Origin of the sequence: Prevotella sp. TCVGH (assembly GCF_023522295.1) — a bacterium.
Taxonomy (GTDB): domain Bacteria; phylum Bacteroidota; class Bacteroidia; order Bacteroidales; family Bacteroidaceae; genus Prevotella; species Prevotella timonensis.
Genome location: NZ_QFFX01000003.1, coordinates 63,365 through 84,989, shown reverse-complemented (window position 1 = coordinate 84,989; position 21,625 = coordinate 63,365). Strand labels below are relative to the sequence as shown.

At 43.3% G+C, this 21,625-nt stretch carries 17 protein-coding genes; 9 read left to right on the top strand and 8 right to left on the bottom strand.

All coding sequences use genetic code 11. The annotated features are described in order from the left end of the window. Nucleotides 1–80: 80 nt before the first annotated feature. The 7 genes from DEM91_RS01270 to DEM91_RS01240 form a co-directional block, all read right to left on the bottom strand. On the bottom strand, nucleotides 81–1,184 hold the full coding sequence (locus tag DEM91_RS01270) for an efflux RND transporter periplasmic adaptor subunit (protein ID WP_004347880.1): 1,104 nt from the start codon (nucleotides 1,182–1,184) through the stop codon (nucleotides 81–83). A gap of 93 nt (nucleotides 1,185–1,277) precedes the next feature. Then, nucleotides 1,278–2,522 carry an ABC transporter permease gene (locus DEM91_RS01265; protein WP_249857593.1) on the bottom strand — a complete coding sequence of 415 codons (1,245 nt, stop codon included), beginning with the start codon at nucleotides 2,520–2,522 and terminating at the stop codon, nucleotides 1,278–1,280. A 3-nt stretch (nucleotides 2,523–2,525) separates the two neighbouring features. After that, nucleotides 2,526–3,788, bottom strand: a complete 1,263-nt coding sequence (locus tag DEM91_RS01260) for an ABC transporter permease (RefSeq protein WP_249857592.1) — start codon at nucleotides 3,786–3,788, stop codon at nucleotides 2,526–2,528. A gap of 19 nt (nucleotides 3,789–3,807) precedes the next feature. Next, nucleotides 3,808–4,527 carry an ABC transporter ATP-binding protein gene (locus tag DEM91_RS01255; RefSeq protein WP_008123530.1) on the bottom strand — a complete coding sequence of 240 codons (720 nt, stop codon included), beginning with the start codon at nucleotides 4,525–4,527 and terminating at the stop codon, nucleotides 3,808–3,810. Beyond that, entirely contained in the window at nucleotides 4,524–5,078 is a 555-nt protein-coding gene (locus tag DEM91_RS01250) for a TlpA family protein disulfide reductase (protein WP_249857591.1), read from the bottom strand. Before DEM91_RS01250 ends, DEM91_RS01255 begins: the two co-directional genes overlap by 4 nt. Before the next feature lie 6 nt (nucleotides 5,079–5,084). Further along, nucleotides 5,085–6,755, bottom strand: a complete 1,671-nt coding sequence (locus DEM91_RS01245) for an ABC transporter ATP-binding protein (protein ID WP_249857590.1) — start codon at nucleotides 6,753–6,755, stop codon at nucleotides 5,085–5,087. A 19-nt stretch (nucleotides 6,756–6,774) separates the two neighbouring features. Then, on the bottom strand, nucleotides 6,775–7,662 hold the full coding sequence (locus tag DEM91_RS01240) for an NAD kinase (RefSeq protein WP_249857588.1): 888 nt from the start codon (nucleotides 7,660–7,662) through the stop codon (nucleotides 6,775–6,777). Between the two features lie 739 nt (nucleotides 7,663–8,401). On the opposite strand from DEM91_RS01240, the gene DEM91_RS01235 reads away from it, so the two are divergent. From DEM91_RS01235 to DEM91_RS01210, 6 genes are all read left to right on the top strand, one after another. Continuing rightward, nucleotides 8,402–8,971 carry a DJ-1 family glyoxalase III gene (locus tag DEM91_RS01235; protein ID WP_249857586.1) on the top strand — a complete coding sequence of 190 codons (570 nt, stop codon included), beginning with the start codon at nucleotides 8,402–8,404 and terminating at the stop codon, nucleotides 8,969–8,971. 101 nt (nucleotides 8,972–9,072) lie between these two features. After that, complete coding sequence (locus tag DEM91_RS01230) at nucleotides 9,073–9,747, top strand: 2-C-methyl-D-erythritol 4-phosphate cytidylyltransferase (protein WP_249857613.1); 675 nt, start codon at nucleotides 9,073–9,075, stop codon at nucleotides 9,745–9,747. After that, nucleotides 9,744–11,846 carry an ATP-dependent DNA helicase RecG gene (recG, locus tag DEM91_RS01225; protein WP_249857584.1) on the top strand — a complete coding sequence of 701 codons (2,103 nt, stop codon included), beginning with the start codon at nucleotides 9,744–9,746 and terminating at the stop codon, nucleotides 11,844–11,846. Before DEM91_RS01230 ends, recG begins: the two co-directional genes overlap by 4 nt. A 386-nt stretch (nucleotides 11,847–12,232) precedes the next feature. After that, nucleotides 12,233–13,183 (top strand): peptidoglycan DD-metalloendopeptidase family protein, encoded by a 951-nt coding sequence (locus DEM91_RS01220; protein WP_249857583.1) that lies wholly within the window; start codon nucleotides 12,233–12,235, stop codon nucleotides 13,181–13,183. Nucleotides 13,184–13,624: 441 nt separating this feature from the next. Next, on the top strand, nucleotides 13,625–14,482 hold the full coding sequence (locus DEM91_RS01215) for an OmpA family protein (RefSeq protein ID WP_025072061.1): 858 nt from the start codon (nucleotides 13,625–13,627) through the stop codon (nucleotides 14,480–14,482). Nucleotides 14,483–14,837: 355 nt separating this feature from the next. Then, the gene (locus DEM91_RS01210) at nucleotides 14,838–16,310 is read left to right on the top strand and encodes an alpha-amylase (protein WP_025072062.1); all 1,473 of its coding nucleotides are present in this window, start codon (nucleotides 14,838–14,840) and stop codon (nucleotides 16,308–16,310) included. 95 nt (nucleotides 16,311–16,405) lie between these two features. Here the strand turns inward: DEM91_RS01210 and DEM91_RS01205 are convergent, their stop codons facing one another. Then, entirely contained in the window at nucleotides 16,406–17,437 is a 1,032-nt protein-coding gene (locus tag DEM91_RS01205; protein ID WP_249857582.1) for a porin, read from the bottom strand. A gap of 238 nt (nucleotides 17,438–17,675) precedes the next feature. On the opposite strand from DEM91_RS01205, the gene DEM91_RS01200 reads away from it, so the two are divergent. Genes DEM91_RS01200 through DEM91_RS01190 form a run of 3 tightly spaced genes read left to right on the top strand, consistent with a single transcriptional unit; the run spans nucleotide 17,676 to nucleotide 21,624 of the window. Then, entirely contained in the window at nucleotides 17,676–18,566 is an 891-nt protein-coding gene (locus DEM91_RS01200) for a leucine-rich repeat domain-containing protein (protein ID WP_249857581.1), read from the top strand. Nucleotides 18,567–18,613: 47 nt separating this feature from the next. Beyond that, entirely contained in the window at nucleotides 18,614–20,677 is a 2,064-nt protein-coding gene (locus tag DEM91_RS01195; RefSeq protein WP_249857580.1) for an RNA degradosome polyphosphate kinase, read from the top strand. A 44-nt stretch (nucleotides 20,678–20,721) separates the two neighbouring features. After that, entirely contained in the window at nucleotides 20,722–21,624 is a 903-nt protein-coding gene (locus DEM91_RS01190) for a Ppx/GppA family phosphatase (RefSeq protein ID WP_249857578.1), read from the top strand. Nucleotide 21,625: the final 1 nt, after the last annotated feature.

The following is a 21,625-nucleotide window of genomic DNA, read 5'->3' as shown; positions in this document are numbered from 1 at the left end:
TGACAAAACGTATTTCTTAAAATTTAATTATTATATACGGTGGTAATTTATAGAACCAGCCGTTAGCAATACATAGCGGATTAGTCTTCCTTTACTTTCTTAGGTCCGCGCACCTTTTCGTTCTTGTTCAAGCCGCTTTTTATCTCGATGTTCAGACCGTCGCTCATGCCTGTTTCTACTTTTCGACGCTCGTAAGTCTTATTGTCCTTATCTCCCTTGACGACATATACATAGGTTTGTTTTCCACTAAACTCTATGGCACTCTCGGGAACAGTCAACACGTTTTGCGCACTTGCCAGCACAATCTCGGCATTGGCACTGTACCCACTGCGTATCTTCTTGCCCTGGATGTTACGAATGGCGGCTTTTATCTCAAATTGATTGGCACCGTTTTGCTCAACAGCTTTGGGCGAAACATATTCGAGAGACGCCTGTAAGGTGTTGTCCTGCAAGGCTCCGATGGTTATCTTCATCGGCATGCCTACAGACAGTTGTCCCACTTCCGTCTCGTCGATGTTGCCTCGGAAGATAAGGTCGCCCATGTTGGCTACCGTGGCAATGGTGGTTCCGTCGTTGAAGGTGTTGCTCAAGATGACCGTGTTGCCCACTTTTACGGGTACATCAAGAATTAAACCGCTAATGGTGGAGCGAATAAGTGTGCTGCTGGTGTTGGCATTATTCTTCGACACACCGTCGCGAACCACCTCTAAGTTGTCTTGTGCAGCCTTCACTTCCTCTTGAGATTGCTGGTAGGCTTGCCGTATCTTGTCGTACTCATCGCCTGCTACTAATCCTTTGTCGTAGAGCTTCTTCTCACGGTCGTAGTTCACTTTCGCTTGCTTCACGTTGATTTGCGCCAAGCGAACGCGTGACTGTGCGTTCGACAATTGGTTCATATCTGGCACCACTTTCACCTTTGCGATAATCTCTCCAGCCTGCACCATCTCGCCCGCTTCTTTCATAATCTCGGTGATGATACCCGAAATCTGCGGCTTCACGTTCACCTCGTTGCGAGGTTCTATCTTGCCAGTGATGACAGTCACCTTCTTCAGGTTCGACATCTTGGGGGTAAACTCGTCGTAAACCTCGGGTTGAGGGCGTGACTTGAACCATAGGAAAACAAATGTTCCGATAAAGATGAGGGCGATAACGCCTGCAACGATAAATTTGATATTCTTTTTCATAATGGTGTAATGTATGGTTCACAATGCGCAACTCGTTCTGCGGTCGGCAGTGTGTATCATGAATAGGTTCTATAATCAGTTTTCTTATTTGGATTATTCGTCTCGCATGGCATCCACAGGTTTGATAGACATGGCTCTCAGCGCAGGTGCCAATCCTGCCAAAACGCCAAGGATAGACAGCATGATGACAGCGCCCACGGCAGTCCAGAAGTTTACTTGGAAGTGTGCAGCAGTAAAGCCATCGGTGGTGCTACCCATCTCTGCTAACTGTAGAATGATGACGGCAAAGAGTATTCCACTCATGCCAGCTACCGCTATCAGGATGATGCTCTCTGCGATAATCTGTCCTAATATGGTGCGTGGCGTGGCGCCAATGGCACGCCTGATGCCAATTTCTGTAGTTCGTTCGCGCACTGTTACCATCATGATGTTGGACACACCGATTGCTCCAGCCAGCAAAGTGCCGATGCCTACGAGCCATACCAAGAAGTTGACGCCGGCAAAGAGACTGTCAACCATGCCATACATCACTTCTGTATTGAACACCGTGATGCCCTTTTCATCGGTCGGATCTATGTGGTGCGCACGGGCGATGACATCCCTCATGGGTTGTGCCACCTTGCTCATTTTGACCCCAGGACGCCCAGTAACACAAATAACGTGAACGGTTTGTCCCAAATTGTAGGCTTGTTGCATCAGTGGGAGCGGTATGACGACGCTCTCTTCTGCCGACCCATTGATTTGCATGTTACCTGCGCTATAGTCTACTCCTACGACACTGTAGTAGATAGAGTCTATTCTAATGAGCTGACCGCAAGGGTCTCCACCGCCTGGGAATAGATTTTTGTACACTTTCTTGCCTAATATGCACACCTTCCTGCGTTGCTGCATGTCCATTTCGTTGAGGTATCTGCCGTAGTACATGTGTGGCGTTTCCACCTTAGCGTAATCCGCCATCAGACCTTTGATGTTGCAGTTGCTTTTCTTGTCACCAAACACAGCGTTTCCACCCCATTGTGACAGCCCTGGTGTAACGATGTCTAAGTCACGTACGTTCGCCTTGATACGTTCCACGTCTTTATATTCCAACGTCCATTGGCGTCCCTTCCGATAGCCGTCGTATGGCTTGGTAGTGGGTTGAGCGAAGATGACTGAGGAGTTGGTAGCAAAGCCTTCGAACACTCGATTGAGTAACTCTCTGAACCCTTGTCCACCTCCGATGAGTCCCATGAGCATGAAGATGCCCCAGAAAACACCAAAGCCGGTGAGGAAAGAGCGACTCTTGTTGCGCGAGAGTGTCTCGATAATCTCTTTGTATGTGTCAATATCAAACTTCATGGCTTATTCTGCTCTTAGTGCTTCAATGGGTCTTACGTGTGCCGCTTTGCGTGCGGGAATGAGTCCGGCGATGGTGCCTGCCACCACCATCAGCAGCGTGGCGTTGATACAAACGTCAAGTCCAACGGTGGGATTGACAAACATGGTGGTGGTAAACAAACCCGAATCAACCTTCATGTTGCCAATGGTGGCATTCATGTATTCATTGGCTGCAATGCCTAACACCATGCCGATGTATCCGAAAAAGGTGGTGATGATGATGCTCTCAATGATGATGAGTCGCAGGATAGACCATGGTGTGGCGCCGATAGCCTTGCGGATACCGAACTCGTGGGTGCGTTCTTTCACCGTGATGAGCATGATGTTGGAAACCCCGACGATGCCACTGAGCAGGGTAAAGATGCCCACTATCCATAATGCCGTGCGCAACATGCCCATTCCTGTGTTCATCTGCATGGCTTGAGTAAATCGGTTCCATATCCAAACCGCCTCTTCATCGTCGGGCGCAGCACCGTGGTTGCCGTTGAGATTAGCACGGTAACGCTGTTCGAAAGCTTCGTTTTGCTGTTCTGTCTCCAAGCCTTTGAACGAGAAAACGATGTTGCCCGTCTTGTCGCCCACATTATATATAGTACGATAGGTGGTGAAAGGGATGAACGCATCGGTACCCATCATGCTCTTGTCTACTTGATAAATACCCACAATGTGAAACGCCAAGTCTTCCATTCTCACGATTTGTCCCAGCATATCTTCTACATTTCCCGTGGGTGAAAGCTCTTTCGCCATGTCATCACTGATGACAATTGACTTCCTGCGGTCTCTGATATCTATCTTATTAATAAATCTCCCGTAGATCATGTCACGCTTGTTGATGATGTAATCGTTGGGATATACGCCACTGATGTTAGCGGCAGTGTACTCTTTTCCATGGCTCATAGTGGTGTTGCCATGGTCGAGTTCGGCACCCACCTCTTCCACATTGTCGCTGAATCGCTCTTGGGTGATTTCCATGTCACGGTCGTTCAACTCTATCTTGCGCCCCTCTTTTAGGCCTTTGTGTGCCTTTGACGTTTGTCCGCCAAATATCACCATGGAGGTATTGAGATACCTATTTGAGTTCTGTTGCGTGGCGTTGATCAGTCCGTTGCCTGCTCCCAACAGGAATATGAGCATGAAGATGCCCCACGCTACCGCAAACCCAGTGAGGGTAGTGCGCAGTTTATTGCGTCGTGCGGTCGCCCATATTTCTGTTAAGATGTCTCTCATGTCCAACTTATTTTAAGCATTATTTCATGATACCTCCTGTCCCGAATGGGCTTGAGTTATGGTCGAGATTCTCCTCAATGCGTCCTATCAGTCCGTCCTTGATATGGATAATCTTGTTTGTCTCGTTGGCGACACCGCTCTCGTGCGTTACCACAACAATGGTCATGTGCTCATCTTGGTTGAGCGACTTGAGCAGTTGCATCACCTCCACGCTGGTTTTTGAGTCCAAAGCTCCCGTCGGTTCGTCGGCTAAGATAATCTGTGGTTTGGTAATCAGCGCACGAGCAATGGCGACACGTTGCTTCTGTCCGCCCGACATCTCGTTAGGATAGTGGTCTGCCCACTGCGCCAATCCCAATCTGTCAAGATATTCAAGGGCTTGCTGACGGCGTGTTTTTCGACTTACTCCTTGGTAGAACAAGGGCAATTCCACGTTTTCTACCGCTGTCTTGAAGCCGATGAGGTTGAACGATTGAAAGATAAAGCCAATCATCTTGTTGCGGTATTCGGCAGCACGCCTTTCGCTTAGGTTCTTGATGAGCGTACCCGACAGCACATATTCGCCACTGTCATAATTGTCGAGGATGCCTAATATATTTAATAAGGTAGACTTCCCCGAGCCCGATGCGCCCATGATAGAGACAAATTCGCCTTCCTCTATGTCAAGCGTGATGCCCTTGAGAACGTGCAAGGGCTGTGCGCCAAAATAGGTCTTGTTGATGTCTTTGAGATGTATCATTTGGCTTTTAGACGACAGCATGGTTTCGAAAGTTGCACCAGCTCGGCTAATTTTTTCTCGATTTTTTCCACCATCACCGTTCTCATGACAATCTTTCCTTCTGGATTGATAAGATAGAAGGAGGGAATCCACTTGATGTGAAAATCCTTTGCCACTTTCGATTCTTTCATCTTCTCGAAGTTGCAAACATGGTATGCTTGCTTGTTTTTGCAGTTTTGCTGTACGTATTGGGTCCATGCCTCTTTGTTGGTATCAAACGAAACATGTATGAAAGCCACGCCATGGTCGGCATATTTTGCTCCCAACTCTTCCACTTTCGGTGTGATTTTGCGGCAATCGGGACACCAAGAAGCCCAAAACTCTAACACCACATACTTCCCTCGGACGTCGTTTAGTGATAAGGTCTCGCCGTTGATGGTGGGCAGTGAAAGGGCTGGTGCTGTCGTTCCAACCTCTAAAAGCTGAGTGGCATACTTGGCATCATCATCTTGTGCCAACAATGTTGCAACTGTGCAAAACAGGCAAAAAGTGAGAAATACAATTCTTTTCATGATTAATTATTGTTTTTGTAGATGTAACGTTTGGTCGCAGTAGTCTACTACGGCAGGTCTGTGAGTAATGAATATCACGGTTTTGTCGTGATTAGAGAGAATATTATGTAAGAGTTGTCGCTCCGTTTCGGGGTCTAAAGCACTGGTAGCCTCATCGAATAGCATGATTGGACGGTTGCGCAACAAGGCTCGGGCAATGCTGATACGCTGTGCTTGTCCTTCGCTCAATCCGCCTCCTGCTTCCGTACAAACGGTGTCTAAGCCGTCAGGAAGCTCCATAACAAATGAGGCGCAACTCATTTTCAACGCTGTTTTTATTTCCTCTTCCGTTGCGTTGAGCTTACCCAATCGCAAGTTGTCGCGAATCGTACCACTCATCAGCGTGTTTCCCTGTGGTACATACACAAAGTTGCAGCGCATCAAGGGCGACAATTCTTTTTGCTCCTGTTGATTGTATAGGATGACTTTCCCCTCATTGGGGTGTAACAGCGCCAAGATGAGTCGTATCAGCGTGGTCTTTCCTGCGCCCGTTTCGCCCAAGACAGCCGTGCACGAACCAGGGTAAAAATCAAAATCTAACTGTTCAATCACATTACTGTCGCCATCGTCGTATGCGTAGGTAATGTGTTCCAAGCGCACTCCACACGGTGCTGTCAGAGGGATAGGGTCGCCTTGTTCCTCCAAAGGATTCTCCTCAAGTTCCATCAATCGCTCGGCTGCCGTAAAGACTCCGACAAACACAGGTGCTAAGCGAGTGAGGTCGCGCGCTGGTCCTTGGATACGATTTACTAATTGCAAGAACGCCGTCATGCCTCCGAAAGTCAGCGTTTGGTCAGACATTCGCAAGGCTGCCCATAAGAAAGCGATGAGATAACCCACAGAGAATCCTGCGTTCAGGATAAAGTTTGATACCACACTAAATGCCGTTCGCTTTACCACCCGATGCCGAAGTTCGCTCTGTGTGCTTTCCAATCGATCCACCATGATGCTGTCGCTCTCCAAAGTCTTGATGAGCATACGGTGCTGAATGGTCTCTTGCAGCACACTTTGCACCTTGCTATCCGAGTCGCGTACCTGTCGGGTGAGCCGTCGCATCTGTCCAATATACAGCTTACTTAACAGCACAAACACTGGAATAATGCCTACGATAACAAAGGCAAGTACTTTGTCCATAGAAAAAAGATACAGGAAAGCGCCCACAAACATTGCCACTACCGAAATGGTATTAGGAATAGTTTCGGTTAGAAAACTTACCACCGTGCCAACATCCTGTTCCAATCTGTTGAGTACATCGCCTGAGTGATGCGACTCTTTTCCCGTCCATTCCGACCGCAAAATACGGTCGAGCATGCGTTGCTGCATACGGTTTTGCGCCTTGATGCCCAAGATGTTGCGCACCCAAATGGAACAGATACGCAGGGCGAAGCCGCAAAGAACGAGCAATGCCATCACCCCTACAGACCAGTAGATTGACCCTTCCGCGTGTCCAGACGCCACATCAATGGCATGCTGTACTGCCCACACTTGTGCTAAACTCACCACAACAGAGAGCAAACCAATGGCGGCATTGAGGATAGCCTGCAACTGATTGCCACGCCAAGCACGCCAAAGCCATTTGAAAATGATCTTGGCGGAATATTTGGGGGTAGGAATCTTAAACCATTGTCGGATGTTCATAAGCTGCTATGTCTATGTGTTATCCCCTTGTGTCTGCCCCCCACATCATCTTTTCACGCAGGGTTGAGAAGTAACGTTGACCAAACCGTTTGACAAATAGGGTTGCAAAAGGAGCTTTGCGAATAGTCAGTTGCGTATGCTCACCTAACTTTGTAGAGCGACCGTCAATGGCAGCGAGGAAGTTGTGCGAACGTGATTCTACCGTGAGGGTAATGACATTGTTGTCGTTAATCACGATAGGACGGATGTTCAGACTATGCGGAGCCACAGGTGTGAGACACAAATTGCTGGTCGATGGCACCATGATTGGGCCGCCATTTGACAAGTTGTATGCCGTACTACCCGTAGGTGTCGCAATTACAAGACCATCGGCTTGGTAGGTTACCAAGTAGTCATCGTTCACGCAAGCACGGATGGTAATCATCGCCGCATTGTCACGCTTCAGGATTGCAATGTCGTTGAGGGCGTAAGGGTTGATGTCTAAGGCATCTCCGTTGGTCTCTAATTGAATGACCGAATGCCTCTCTAACTCGTAATGGTGGGCGTAAATGTCAGCAATAGCTTCCTTTAACTCACTCGGAAGGATGTTGGCAAGAAAACCGAGTCTGCCAGTATTTACCCCTATTAGCGGAATTTGTTTGATGCCCACACGTCGGGCAGCCTTGAGAAAAGTACCGTCTCCACCCACAGAAATCACAAAATCGGCATCGAAGTCTTGTCCTTCAAACCGCTGTACGGTCTCCGATTTGAAATGAACATCTTGACATAAGAAGTCGTAAAACGTGCTATCGATGCTCACGTGAGCATCGTGTGCCTGCAACTCCTCGATAATTCGCAGGAAGAAAGCTGTTTTCTCAGGCTGGTATTCGTTGCCAAAAAGGGCAAATCTTAGTTTTGGTTCAGGCATATATGGATCATCTATCGTTAAGTTGTCTTCTTTGTGACGTTCCCAAAGCCATAATAAACAGTGGCGGGAAGGTATCGGGCAATTACTTGCAAATGTACATATTATTATTGATAATTGAATAAAACCACCCATGAAAAGCGTATGAAAATAAAGAAAAAATCATGAAAGCAATAAAAAGAACTGGTCTTGTTTTTGAGCGAGGAAACAGAGAAAAACAGCATTATATTTGACAATTTTAAGGCTCTTAAAAAAGGATGAGTTTTCTATCTCTTAGCTCTAAAAATCATGTTGCTAACAAATTTCTGCCCTGTTTTTTGCCTTTGTCGAACTTATCTCAATGAGTTATGCGTTCTATTCCATGCTCATAGATGCCTTGTAACGTGTCTTTAACAGGCTTAAAGCATGGAGATAAGCCGCTTAACTCATTGGGTTAGTTTTGTTGCAGTTTTCTATAAAAATGTAAATCGTTGATAATAAGCAGTTTATATTTTGCTTAGATTTTCGGCAAATTCAGGACTTTCATGGGAAATAACGCAAAATAAGCTCTCCCAAACATGAGTTTTGTCAACTTTTTTCGCATTGAGGAATGAATCTGGTAAACAACGTTAATCAGCGTCAATCATTCTGAATTGATAACCGAGAGATGTATTTTATCGTAAAAAAATAGTATATTTGCAGAAAGAACCTATTTATATTTCGATCAACCAACGGGTCGTTAGACCCACAAAACAAAAAAACTATGGCAAAGGTATATGAATTTTTGGCAACAGGCTTCGAAGAAGTAGAAGCCTTACTCCCAGTAGATATTTTGCGTAGAGCAGGTGTAGAAATCAAGACAGTGAGCGTTACAGGCGACACATGGGTAACGTCTTCGCATGGTGTTACCATTCAAGCCGATTTGAAATTTGAAGACATTCGTCACTTTGATGATGTAGACATGCTCTTACTTCCGGGTGGAATGCCTGGCGCAACCAACCTAAATGAGCATGCAGGTGTACGGGAAGCCTTGCTTGCACATCACGCCAAAGGCAAGCGGATTGGTGCTATCTGCGCTGGTCCTATGGTCTTAGGAAGTTTAGGACTATTGAAGGGACGTAAGGCAACCTGTTACCCAGGCTTTGAAAAGTATATGGAAGGTGCCGATTATACGGCAGAATTGTTCACCATCGATGGCAACATCATCACAGGAGAAGGTCCTGCAGCTACTTTCCCATACGCTTTCGAAATTTTGAAAGGATTTGTAGGTGAGGCAGAAACCAAAGACTTACAAAAGCAAATGCGGTTTACTCACTTGATGGAAACAAAGTAACTTGCCTTTTCTTATCATTCACTCGTCCACTCATGTACTCGAATACACATCCATGCGACACCTCGTCCACCTGTCACCTCGTCACCTCGTCCACTCATAACATGCGATTTATCATCATTGTAGCAGGTGGCAAAGGACTTAGGATGGGAGGTGACATCCCCAAGCAGTTTAGAATTGTGGGAGGGAAACCTATCCTCATGCATACCATTGAGCGGTTTCATCAGTATGACTCCGAAATAGGAATTATTGTGGTGCTACCTCATTCGCAACAAGCGTATTGGAGACAATTATGCTATGAATATAACTTTCATGTGGGGCATACCGTAGTGAATGGTGGCGCATCGCGCTTTGAGTCGGCGAAAAATGGTTTGTCAGTCATTCCAGTAGAGGTCTGTGGCACGGTGGGTATCCACGATGGAGTTCGTCCTTTTGTGTCAACAGAAGTGATTAACCGATGCTATCTTACTGCTCAAAGATGTGGCGCAGCCATCCCTGTACTTCCTGTGACCGATACGTTACGCCATATCAGCGCAGACGGCAATAGCAAGAACGTGCTTCGCAGTGATTACCGCATCGTGCAAACGCCACAAGTGTTCGACATTGCATTGCTAAAAAAAGCGTTTGCACAACCCGAGCAGGAGGCGTTTACCGATGATGCTTCGGTGGTGGAAGCCATGGGACAAACGGTTGAAATGGTAGAAGGCAACCGAGAAAACATCAAGATTACCACACCGTTTGATATCAAATTGGCAGAACTATTGATACCGCAAACATGACCAGCATACTCAGTCAGGACATCAAATACCTTACAGGCGTAGGACCAAAGCGTAAGGAAATTTTGGAGAAAGAACTCCAAATGTCTACGTGGGGTGACCTGTTGGAGTATTATCCTTACAAGTATGTAGACCGAAGTAGGATTTATCGTATTGGTGAATTGCGCGGCGACTTGCCATTTGTGCAATTGAAAGGCAAGATACTGAGCTTTGAAGAGTTTGATATGGGCGCTCATCGTAAACGAGTGGTGGCACATTTCAGCGACGGGACTGGTGTGGTAGACTTGGTTTGGTTTCGTGGTGCGCAATATGTCTATAAGACGTATAAGGTCAACGAAGAATATATCGTCTTCGGACGACCAAGCATTTATGGCGGTCGTTACCAGTTTGCACATCCCGATATAGATAAGGTGACAGATGTACAGCTTTCAGAAATGGGCATGCAACCTTATTATATGACCACCGAACGCATGAAAAAGATGGGGCTGACCTCTCGCTCCCTTGAAAAACTTACCAAGACTTTGGTGGAGAAACTCTCCGAGCAGACCATTTCAGAAACATTGCCACCTTATATAATAGGACCCTTACACTTGATTTCTCGCACGGAGGCATTGCATAAGATCCATTATCCGAAAAGTCTCGAGGACGTGCAACGAGCCCAAGTCAGGTTAAAGTTTGAGGAGTTGTTCTATGTTCAGCTGAATATTTTGCGATATGCCCACGACCAACGCCGCAAATATCGAGGCTATGTTTTTACACAAGTAGGTTCGTTATTCCATTTTTTCTATCACAACAACTTACCTTTCGAACTCACCAATGCACAAAAGCGAGTGATGCACGAGATACGCAACGACATGGCTACGGGACAGCAAATGAATCGCTTGGTGCAAGGAGACGTGGGATCGGGCAAAACATTGGTGGCACTCATGTCTATGCTCATCGCTATTGGGAATGGTTTTCAGGCGTGTATGATGGCTCCCACGGAGATTTTAGCCGAGCAACATTTTGCCACCATTCGTAAGTTTTTAAGACAGATGCCCGTGCGCATAGAGCTGCTCACGGGGATAGTGAAAGGCAAAAAGCGAGAGGAAATATTAAACGGTTTGCTCACGGGTGAGGTGCAAATATTGGTGGGTACGCATGCTGTCATTGAGGACAATGTACAATTTTCACGTTTAGGGTTGGCAGTGGTGGATGAGCAACATCGCTTCGGTGTGGCGCAACGTGCCAAATTGTGGGGTAAAAGTCAGCAGCCTCCCCATATACTCGTGATGACAGCAACGCCCATTCCTCGCACATTGGCGATGACGATTTATGGCGATTTGGATGTGAGTGTCATCGACGAATTGCCGCCAGGGCGGAAACCAATACAGACCATTCATAAGTATGACAACCAACTCACCAGTCTGTACCAAGGTATAAGGCAACAAATTCGGCAGGGTAGGCAGGTATATATCGTGTTTCCTCTCATTACAGAAAGCGAAAAAATCGACCTGAAGAATCTCGAAGCGGGATATGAGTCACTGTGTAGTATCTTTCCTGATATGAAATTGAGCAAGGTACACGGTAAGATGAAGCCGAAAGAGAAAGACCTTGAGATGCAAAAGTTTAGTAAGGGAGAGACCCAAATATTGGTCGCCACCACTGTGATTGAAGTGGGAGTTGACGTTCCCAATGCTTCTGTAATGGTTATTCTGGATGCACAGCGGTTTGGTTTGTCGCAACTGCATCAGTTGCGTGGACGTGTGGGGCGCGGTGCAGATCAGAGTTATTGCATTTTGGTGACGAATCACAAGCTCACACAGGAAACAAGAAAGCGCATTGACATCATGTGTCAGACCAACGATGGCTTTCAGATAGCCGAAGCAGACCTAAAACTTAGGGGACCTGGAGATTTGGAGGGGACGCAGCAAAGCGGAATTGCTTTTGACTTAAAAATTGCCGACATCGCCCGTGATGGACAGCTGATACAGTTGGCTCGTGATGAGGCACAGAAGATTATCAATGATGATCCTGACTGTGAGAAGAGCCAATACAGCATGCTGTGGAATCGATTAAACGAGCTACGAAAAAGCAATGTGAACTGGGCTGCTATTTCTTAGCGTCATTATTTGCTGTGAATTTGTGGAAAAAAGCAACAATAAAGATACACTTTTTAACAAAAACACTCACAAAACACTGAAAGAAAAGAATAGTAGAGCGTCTGCATAAATATTGCTTAATTATAACAACAAAACCCATGTAATAGGGGAGAATATCCCAAAAAGAGGCATAGACAAAGGTGTATATACGTATTTTTATGGCATTTGTAATTGATACACTTTGGTTAAAGCGTCTATAAAATCTGTTAAGACTGTAACAAGATTGCAATAAATTGACTATTTTTGCAACAGATTTTTAAGAATCATGAGGATTTGATTGATTTGCCTTGAAGATCTGTAAAAGGTTTTTAATAACCTCCATAGGAGACCTAAACCCAAATTTGTATATGAGACTACTGAATAAGATTAAGACATTTGCTTTTATTACTTTGCTTGCAGCATTCGCACAACCAACCATTGCGCAAGACTTATTGGCAAGACAAGCACCCGTAGATAGGAAGATGAAAGCAGTGGATACACTCTTACTTCACAATATTATCGAAAAAGAAAATCTGGAATCTCCAGCAGCTCAGTTATATAACGAATGGGACAATCGTTATGCCCATCGACAGACAGCACTTCCCGATAGTTTTAGGATTGATCTTAGGCATTTCTGCATGCCCACACCGAGCCGTGTAATTACCAGTAATTTTGGTCCTCGTTGGAGAGGACAGCATAAAGGCTTGGATATAAAGGTATATATTGGTGACACAATTCGTGCTGCGTTTAGTGGTAAGGTGCGTATAGTACGCTATGAAGCCGGAGGCTATGGAAATTATATTGTCATTCGTCATGGCAATGGATTAGAGACGATTTATGGACACTTATCTAAGCAATTGGTAAGTGAGAATCAAGAAGTGCGTGCTGGAGATGTCATTGGACTGGGCGGAAATACCGGTAGAAGTACAGGCTCTCACCTGCATTTTGAGACAAGATTGTGCGGTGTAGCATTGAATCCCGCCTTGTTATTTGACTTCCGTGCACAAGATGTGACAGGAGACTATTACACCTTTAGAAACAATTCTTATCAAAAAGAGTCGGCAGAAGCGAATCGCTTACGCGGTAAAATTGGCAATGGGGGTTACACACCAGATCAAGTTCGAGGCGGTGTAGCAAGCAGACGTGAGGATGTGGAAGCTTTCAATACCGTACAGGTACAGTACCACAAGGTACAAGCTGGCGAGACCTTGAACTCGATTGCGCGTAAACGTGGCGTTACAGTAGAACAGATATGTCGATTGAGCCATATAAGTAAGTCTGAAAAAATTAAGCCTGGACGAATCTTAAGATATTCGTAAATGGCTTAGAACTTTCACTCAATGATATCTTATCCTCTACGTTTGGATGAGTAAAATATTAGAATTATTACCAATCTAACAGTCTATCTAATATGGATAGACTGTTTTACTTTATATCAGAAGCGTTAGAGAAAGGATAGAATGAATTTGATTTGATAGTTTGGGGTGGTGAGAGACGTGTTATGGTTCTCTATGCGAAGTCTAACAAGAGCGTTATCCAACGGCAAGTGAACTTACATCTATCGTGTTAATGCACAATAAATTGCGATTGAAGCGGTTAAAATTTTATAATTTGTTTTGATATCTCACATATTTTGATATCTTATTTATATATTTGTACACAAATCGTATCGTGTAGAGATGCTTACTCACTAAATAAATAATAGGAAAGGGCATTGACGCATGAAAGAAAAATATTTAACTAAAAACGAATTGATTATGATGAAGAAACATGGATTAATATTCCCTTTGCTTGCTGCTGCTTTATTGGTTTCGAGTTGTGCAAGTAAGAAAGATTTGGAAAACTGTCAGTCTGAAAATCGTGAGTTGACTTCTAATTATCAGACAGCGAAAGAGCAGTTGGCAGCATCACAGGCGCGTGTTACCTCTTTGGAAGAGCAATTATTGCAACAAAAACGTGACTACGCTGCTTTGCAGAATTCATTGGATAAGAGTTTGTTAAACACAAAATCCAATAATATTAACATCTCTAAATTGGTGGATCAAATTAATGAGTCGAACCAATATATTCGACACTTGGTAGAGGTGAAATCTAAATCTGATTCACTGAACATGGTTTTAACCAACAATTTGACCCGCTCCTTGAGTCGTGAAGAGCTGAAAGAGGTAGATGTTCAGGTGTTGAAGGGCGTGGTTTATATCAGCTTGGCTGATAACATGCTTTATAAAACCGCTTCTTATGAGATTAACGACCGAGCTGCAGAAACTCTGAGTAAGATTGCTAAAATCATCATGGATTATAAAGAGTATGACGTTTTGGTGGAGGGAAATACCGATAATGTTCCTGTGAATCCAAACAGTCCGTTGATGAAGAATATTCGTAACAACTGGGACTTGTCTACGCTCCGTGCATCAAGTGTGGTGCAATACTTGCAAAAGAACTATGGTGTGGATCCTAAACGTATGACCGCTGGAGGACGTGGGGAGTACAATCCATTGACATCCAATAATACAGAGTTGGGTAGACAGCGTAATCGTCGTACTCAAATTATCATCACACCGAAGCTTGATCAGTTCATGGACTTGATTGATGAAGCACCTGAAAATACGAAAGAGTAAATCTTCAGGAAAAACAGGGAGATAGTTTTGCTCTATCACTTGTCGATTTTTCTGCTTTTAGTTGTGGTTGAAATGAAAGACGATTGCTGTATAAAAAGCAGATAGCATTTGAACAATATGAAGAAACGAAGTGTATCTTTCGTTAATGACTTATGGCGTTGCTACCACAACTCCACAGTCTGACGAAAGATACACTTTTTATATGTACCTATCACGAATAAAGTTTGAAAGAAAAGCTTCGCTTATTAGAAGGCGATAGTAGCATTAAAATAGCAAGGATATAATTCAATCGTAAACGGTAAAATTCATGATTTGAAACTTGTGAAGTACTGGTTTTACACAAAGAAATAAAAATATGAATCAAACAATTTTGCAAGGTTTCCACTGGTATACAGAAGGGAACGGAGTGTTTTATAAGCACATGAAGAAAATTTCTGATCAGCTCCAGAAGTTAGGTATTACCATGGTGTGGTTTCCACCAGCTTACAAAGCTGCAGGAGGTGCTAACTCTGTGGGGTATGACCCTTATGATTTGTTTGACTTAGGAGAGTTTGACCAAAAAGGAAGTATTCCCACCAAGTATGGTACGAAAGACGAATATATTGATGCCTGCAAAACCTTGCAGAGTAAAAAGATTGCGGTAATGGTTGATGTCGTCTTGAATCATAAGGCAGGAGGAGATGAGACAGAGCATTTCCATGTGGTAAAAGTTGATCCTAACAATCGTCAGAAGAACATTTCGGCACCCTATGAAATTGAAAGTTATACGAAGTTTACCTTCCCAGGTCGAGGGGATAAATATTCTAATTTCAAATGGGATTTCACCTGTTTCTCTGGTGTTGATTATGCAGTGGGAGAAGATAAAGGTATCTTTCAAATCATCAATGACCATGGAGACGGCTGGGAATCTGTAGTAGGGAATGAGAAAGGTAACTACGATTACTTGATGTACAATGACATAGAGCATCGTAATCCCTATGTAAGAAAGGAACTTAATGATTGGGGAAAATGGTATCATGATCAAGTATTCTTTGATGGTGTGCGCTTGGATGCTGTGAAACATCAATCTCCCAAGTTTTATAAAGAATGGTTGACTTTACTCCGTTCGAACACGGGAAAAAATATTTTTGCTGTTGGTGAGTATTGGACGCCAGGCTTATTGCCGTTAATGTTAGAGTATCTAAAAGCTACCGAAGAATGTATGAGCCTTTTTGACGCATCTCTGCAGCAAAACTTCCATGTTGCTTCAAAGAGTGGAGATTCGTATGATTTACGTCGAATCTTCGATGAGACATTGGTTTCTGCACGTCCAGATAAGGCTGTTACAGTGGTGGCTAATCATGACACTCAACCTTTACAAGCCTTAGAGGCACCCGTAGAGCCATGGTTTAAGCCGTTGGCTTACGCCCTTATCTTGTTGCGACAAGATGGCTATCCTTGTGTTTTCTACCCTGATTTGTTTGGTGCTCATTACAAAGACACAGGAAATGACGGTCAAGAATATGAGATATTCTTGGATAAGGTGGATGGTATCGAAGGGTTGATGAAAGCTCGCAAGGAGAATGCTTATGGATTACAACGCGATTATTTTGAAGATGCAAATTGCTTAGGGTGGACTCGTGAAGGTGACGGGTTTAACCGAGGCTGTGCCGTTGTGATGAGTAATAAAGATCAATACGAAAAACCTATGGAAGTTGGAAAGGCTTACGCAGGACAGTATTTCTATGATTTATTGGGTCGATTTGATCACAAAATTCAAATTGACGAAAATGGCTGGGGTAATTTTACATGTCCAGCAGGGAATGTTTCCGTTTGGGTTCCAGCGTGATTCCTTTGCTCTTTTCTATAATAGTGATGGGGAATATGATACGATTTGTTCATATTCCCCATTGTTGGTAGGATAGTGTGATGTTCATCATAGTATCAGAATCGAGTCATCACTTCAATGACAAACTTATCTTTTTCTGACATTTTTGCGAACTGATTTTGCTCATAAAAGTACTTTTCATAATTCAAACGGATATCTGAGATAAAGGGTTTGTCGATGCTTAATGTTACACCACCAGTGAGACGCGAACGTTTATAGTCGTTGATGATGAGTGTTCCGTTTTCATCTTTCACACCATTCTTATAGCGGAACCCATCACTATGATCGGACATATAATCATAACGAATAAGAGGAGACACTTTTGTAAAGAAACATCTCCTTAGTGGAACGTCGTAATTAATAAAGGTATTGACAGAATTAACATCATGAAAAGCCTGGTGTGCATACGTCTTGTGAAGATATTCCAGTTCAGCATGCCAACCATGAGCATGATAATACATCCCTGCATCGTACATCATGACAGTTAAATGTGCTGGACTAATCTTTTGAGCACTAAGTGTGAAGTTCCATTTTCCTGCGACAAACGCTTGTAATTTGGTGGAGAAATTAATTTCATTCGTCCAAAAATCTACTTGATGTGTCAGTCCCGAACCATTGAAGATACCGACCTCAAGTCGCATAGGGAAGAACATCTTAAAATTATATCCCGCTGTTAAGCCCACATCGCGCACATCGCCCACCTGTTTAGCAATGAACGATCGGTTGGCAAAATACTGTTGATGGGGTGACCGGTGTGCATCTATCGTAAACGGAACCCGCATTTGTCCAATCGTTATTTGCAAACGTTCTAAGGGTGTTATCTTGGTATAGGCATCCAACATCCTAATTTGACCCTTGTCAGAGAGGTCTATTTCGGTTTTGTAAGATACATTGTTTGCTACGTTACCAGATAAACTAAACCGAGCTGTACGCACTTGAAATCTGCCTTTTTGGTCTTGGGGTTGGTACTCATACTTACCTCTAAAAGTACCGTGAATATGGGGCGTGTAATCTACGTCATTCGTGTTCTGCGAAAAGCCAGACAAGCAGAGGGGTATCATCCATATCGTTAGTTTCAGGGCTCTCATGATTTATTTGAGTTGAGTGATGCTTATTTTGCCACAAAATTACATGTTAACTTTTTTATTGAGGTGATAAATTTGTTACATTTTTATGACAAAAGATAAGCGGTTGCGCACAACAATCAATTGAAAGAATCCTATTTATAACGATAGTCACATAAAAATGTAATATAATTGTAAAAAGCAATACAACAATATTTCGATATTATATCTTAAATTTGCAACAAACTAATTGTATCGTTGTATGAAAGAGAATAAAAAACTCATCAAGGATGTCCTCAAGAAAACCTTAAATAGAGAGGATAAATTCGAGAATTTGGTATTAAATCTTGCCTTGAAAAAAATGGCAGGAGCCAAGGAGGATGCGGCTGGCGTGTTCTATTCCAAGAAACAAAAGCGTGTCATTATGGCATCAAAGACCTTAGAAGGTGTCTACGAAATCCCTGAAGGAACTGAAACAATTGATGATAATGCGTTCTGGGGATGTGCTTATGTGGAGGAGATAAAGATACCAGAGACCGTTACTCGAATTGGTAATGAGGCTTTTGCCAGATGTATGTCATTGAAAAAATTGGTGATTCCTGCATCTGTAAAAACTCTTGGATACAATCCTTTCATCGATCTCAATAGTCATGTAGTAGATTGTCAATCTCCTCATTTCGTGATTGAGAACAAATTGTTGTACTCAGCTGATCAGAAAACGCTCATTGCATGCTTAACGGATGCAGCCATGGTCATCATTCCGAAGACCGTTGAACAAATCTCGGATTTTGCTTTCACCCGTCGTCGAAACCTTAAAAAAGTTGTCATTCCTGACACAGTAAAAGCTATAGGGAGTGATGCTTTTTCTGACTGTGATAGTCTCGAAGAAATCGTGATACCCGCATCAGTAAGCACCATTGAAGGACATGCCTTTGCGGAATGCGACAAATTGAAGAAAATTACCTTTTTTGGAGTAGTAGAGCATGTTGCTCGTACGACCATTTCTAACTGTGAGTCGCTCAAGAAAATCATTGTTCCAGAGGGGGCTTCCAAACATTATATTAAACAGCTCCATGTACCTTTAGAGTTAGAGGACATTGTAATGGAGAATGTGAAAAAGGGAGACAAACATGTTGAAGCCTCGGAAGAATAAGCTTCTCTCTTGTAATTTTCATCGCCAATAATAATCAAGACTGCTTTATGACAACACGGAAAAATAATAAGAATCACAGCTATGTTGAGCGTGATGTAAGTTGGATGTACTTTAATCATCGTATCTTACAAGAAGCACAAAAAGAACATGTGCCTCTGTTAGAACGTCTTTCATTCCTTGGTATCTATTCAAATAACTTGGATGAGTTCTTCCGAGTGCGTGTAGCTTCTCTCAATAAGATTTTAGATAATGGTAGAATTGAGACTCAAACCGAAAAGAAAATCAAGAAAACCATCAAGACGATTAACCGTCTGAACGAAGAATACAACAGAGAATATACCCAGGTCATCAATCAGGTATTTGACGATTTGAAAACACATCATATCCGATTGCTTGACGATACACAACTCAACGAGGAGCAAAAAACTTTCCTGACCGAGTTTTATTACGATAAGTTGAATGGCTCAACCAATCCTATATGGCTCTCACAGATAGATGATATCAGCGTGTTAGAAGACAATCGAATTTATTTAATGGTAAAGCAAACCAAGGAAGGGAACCATAAGCCAAAGTATGCCATCATTAAAGTGCCCGATCGCATCTATGGGCGTTTTATCAAAATACCATCTTCCGACGGTTATGACAACTTTATGTACCTTGACGATGTCATTCGTTATTGTTTGCCACTTGTCTTTATTGGGATAAAAGGCTGTACGTATGAAGCTTATTCCTTCAAGTTCACAAAGGATGCAGAGATGGAGGTTGATAACGAATCTGATTATGGAGTCATGGAACGCATCGCTATAGGAGTGAGCAGCAGGAAACGAGGAGAGGCTATTCGATTGGTTTATGATAAGAACATGCCTTCAGATTTAAAGAAAAAAATGATGCATCGCTTGAATATAAAAGAGTTGGACACACAATTAGCTGCGGGCAGATATCAAAATCATAAGGACTTAATGGATTTTCCTTCATTTGGTCACAATCAACTTAGTTATCCCAAATGGCCAGGAATACTGAAGCCAGAATTCTTGTCAGATGACAGTATCTTTGACCTTATCAAGGCGAAAGATCGATTTATCCATGTTCCTTACCATTCTTTTAATGGATATATTCGACTGCTTAGAGAGGCAGCGTTGCGCCCAGAGGTTCAGGAAATAAAGACGACACTCTACCGTTTGGCAAAAGATTCTAAAGTGGTCAAGGCCTTAATCTGTGCAGCACAAAACGGTAAAAAGGTCACAGCAGTCGTCGAATTGTTGGCTCGTTTTGATGAAGAGAGTAATATCAAGTGGAGTAAACGAATGCAAGAGGAGGGCGTGAATGTTATCTTTGGAGTGGAAGGACTAAAGATTCACTCCAAATTGTTGCATATCACGACCAAATCAGGGAACTTCGCTTGTGTGGGTACAGGTAACTTCCACGAGGGTAATGCCAAGACTTATACCGATTATCTCATGATGACCGCCCGTCCACGTATAGTCAATGAGGTTGAAAAGGTGTTTAGCTTTATAGACAAACCTTTTTCACAAGTACGGTTCAGAGAGCTGATGGTGTCACCCAACTCGATGAAGACGCGTATTATTCGGATGTTAGATACCGAGATGAAGAATGCGCAGGCAGGACTTGAGGCTTGGGTTAAAATCAAAATCAATCACATCACAGATGCTGATATCGTTGAAAAATTGTATGAAGCTTCTTCAGCTGGTGTTCAAATTGATATTCTTCTTCGTGGTAATTGCTCATTGGTACCTGGAATAAAAGGAGTTAGTGAAAATATAAAGATTATAGGAATTATTGATAGATACTTAGAACATTCCCGCATTTTGATATTTTGCAATGGTGGTAAGCCACGTTATTTTTTAGGCTCAGCCGATTGGATGCCCCGAAATCTGATTAATCGTATAGAGGTTATGTCTCCCGTTTATGACGATGATTTGCAGCAAGATTTATTACGTACCATTGAATACGGAATGCAAGATACTGCTAATGGGCGAATCGTAGATGGGTTTGGAACCAATGAAATTCAATCTATTCCTGACCAGCAACAGCCTTTCCGTTCGCAAGAAGCTTTGTTTCGAGCTTATCAAAATGAGCAAGAACAGGCTTAATAGCTGGAAAATAATGAGGTAGAATAATTAAAAACTTAAAAATAATGAAAGCAAAAACATACGCTGCCATAGATATAGGGTCGAATGGTGCTCGCTTACTAATCAAGCGATTTGATGACAATGCGCCCGAGTTCGACCGCATTAAACGCGTCCTATTCATCCGTGTACCGCTACGTTTGGGTAAAGATGTCTTTACATTAGGCAAGATTTCAAAAGAGCGCGAAGTCATGATGATGCACATGATGAAAGGTTTTAAGCATTTTATGTTATTGAATCAGGTGGATGATTATCGTGCTTGTGCAACGGCAGCAATGCGTGATGCAGAGAATGGCAAAAAGATAATGAAATCAATAATGCAGGAAACAGGCATCAAACTGGAAATTATTCGAGGAGAAGAAGAGGCGCGTTTGCTGTGCAATAACGTGATTGAGCAAACCAATAGCAATAGTGGTAGCTATGCCTATGTAGATGTCGGAGGAGGTAGCACCGAAATTTCATTGCTGCATGATGGGGTGTTAGCGGAGAGTCATTCGTTCGATATCGGTACCTTGCGTATGCTCAGTGGAAAAGTAACTAATGCTACCAAGTATCAAATGCGCGGTATGCTGGACATGTATGCTGAAGAGTTTCCTGGTGCGCAAATCATTGGTTCGGGTGGAAACATCAATAAACTCTTCAAGTTGACGCACAATAAAAATGACGAGAAGGTCATAAAAGTGAGTGAACTAAAGGAGATATACCAAGAACTTGCTCAACTCAACGAGGAAGAAAGGAAAGAAAAATATGGTTTGAAAGACGACCGGGTCGATGTTATCATACCAGCAGCAGAAATCTTTCTAATGGTAGCCAGCGGCTTAAAATGCGATGCTATATATGTTCCTAACATCAGTTTGGCAGACAGCATTGTAGATGGTATGTATCGCAGCCAACTCAAGAAGCAGGGATAAT

Bases quoted from the DNA above. Each gene is read 5' to 3' on its own strand.
- DEM91_RS01270 (WP_004347880.1), bottom strand. From the start codon at position 1,184: ATGAAAAAGAATATCAAATTTATCGTTGCAGGCGTTATCGCCCTCATC.
- DEM91_RS01265 (WP_249857593.1), bottom strand. From the start codon at position 2,522: ATGAAGTTTGATATTGACACATACAAAGAGATTATCGAGACACTCTCG.
- DEM91_RS01260 (WP_249857592.1), bottom strand. From the start codon at position 3,788: ATGAGAGACATCTTAACAGAAATATGGGCGACCGCACGACGCAATAAA.
- DEM91_RS01255 (WP_008123530.1), bottom strand. From the start codon at position 4,527: ATGATACATCTCAAAGACATCAACAAGACCTATTTTGGCGCACAGCCC.
- DEM91_RS01250 (WP_249857591.1), bottom strand. From the start codon at position 5,078: ATGAAAAGAATTGTATTTCTCACTTTTTGCCTGTTTTGCACAGTTGCA.
- DEM91_RS01245 (WP_249857590.1), bottom strand. From the start codon at position 6,755: ATGAACATCCGACAATGGTTTAAGATTCCTACCCCCAAATATTCCGCC.
- DEM91_RS01240 (WP_249857588.1), bottom strand. From the start codon at position 7,662: ATGCCTGAACCAAAACTAAGATTTGCCCTTTTTGGCAACGAATACCAG.
- DEM91_RS01235 (WP_249857586.1), top strand. From the start codon at position 8,402: ATGGCAAAGGTATATGAATTTTTGGCAACAGGCTTCGAAGAAGTAGAA.
- DEM91_RS01230 (WP_249857613.1), top strand. From the start codon at position 9,073: ATGCGATTTATCATCATTGTAGCAGGTGGCAAAGGACTTAGGATGGGA.
- recG (WP_249857584.1), top strand. From the start codon at position 9,744: ATGACCAGCATACTCAGTCAGGACATCAAATACCTTACAGGCGTAGGA.
- DEM91_RS01220 (WP_249857583.1), top strand. From the start codon at position 12,233: ATGAGACTACTGAATAAGATTAAGACATTTGCTTTTATTACTTTGCTT.
- DEM91_RS01215 (WP_025072061.1), top strand. From the start codon at position 13,625: ATGAAGAAACATGGATTAATATTCCCTTTGCTTGCTGCTGCTTTATTG.
- DEM91_RS01210 (WP_025072062.1), top strand. From the start codon at position 14,838: ATGAATCAAACAATTTTGCAAGGTTTCCACTGGTATACAGAAGGGAAC.
- DEM91_RS01205 (WP_249857582.1), bottom strand. From the start codon at position 17,437: ATGAGAGCCCTGAAACTAACGATATGGATGATACCCCTCTGCTTGTCT.
- DEM91_RS01200 (WP_249857581.1), top strand. From the start codon at position 17,676: ATGAAAGAGAATAAAAAACTCATCAAGGATGTCCTCAAGAAAACCTTA.
- DEM91_RS01195 (WP_249857580.1), top strand. From the start codon at position 18,614: ATGACAACACGGAAAAATAATAAGAATCACAGCTATGTTGAGCGTGAT.
- DEM91_RS01190 (WP_249857578.1), top strand. From the start codon at position 20,722: ATGAAAGCAAAAACATACGCTGCCATAGATATAGGGTCGAATGGTGCT.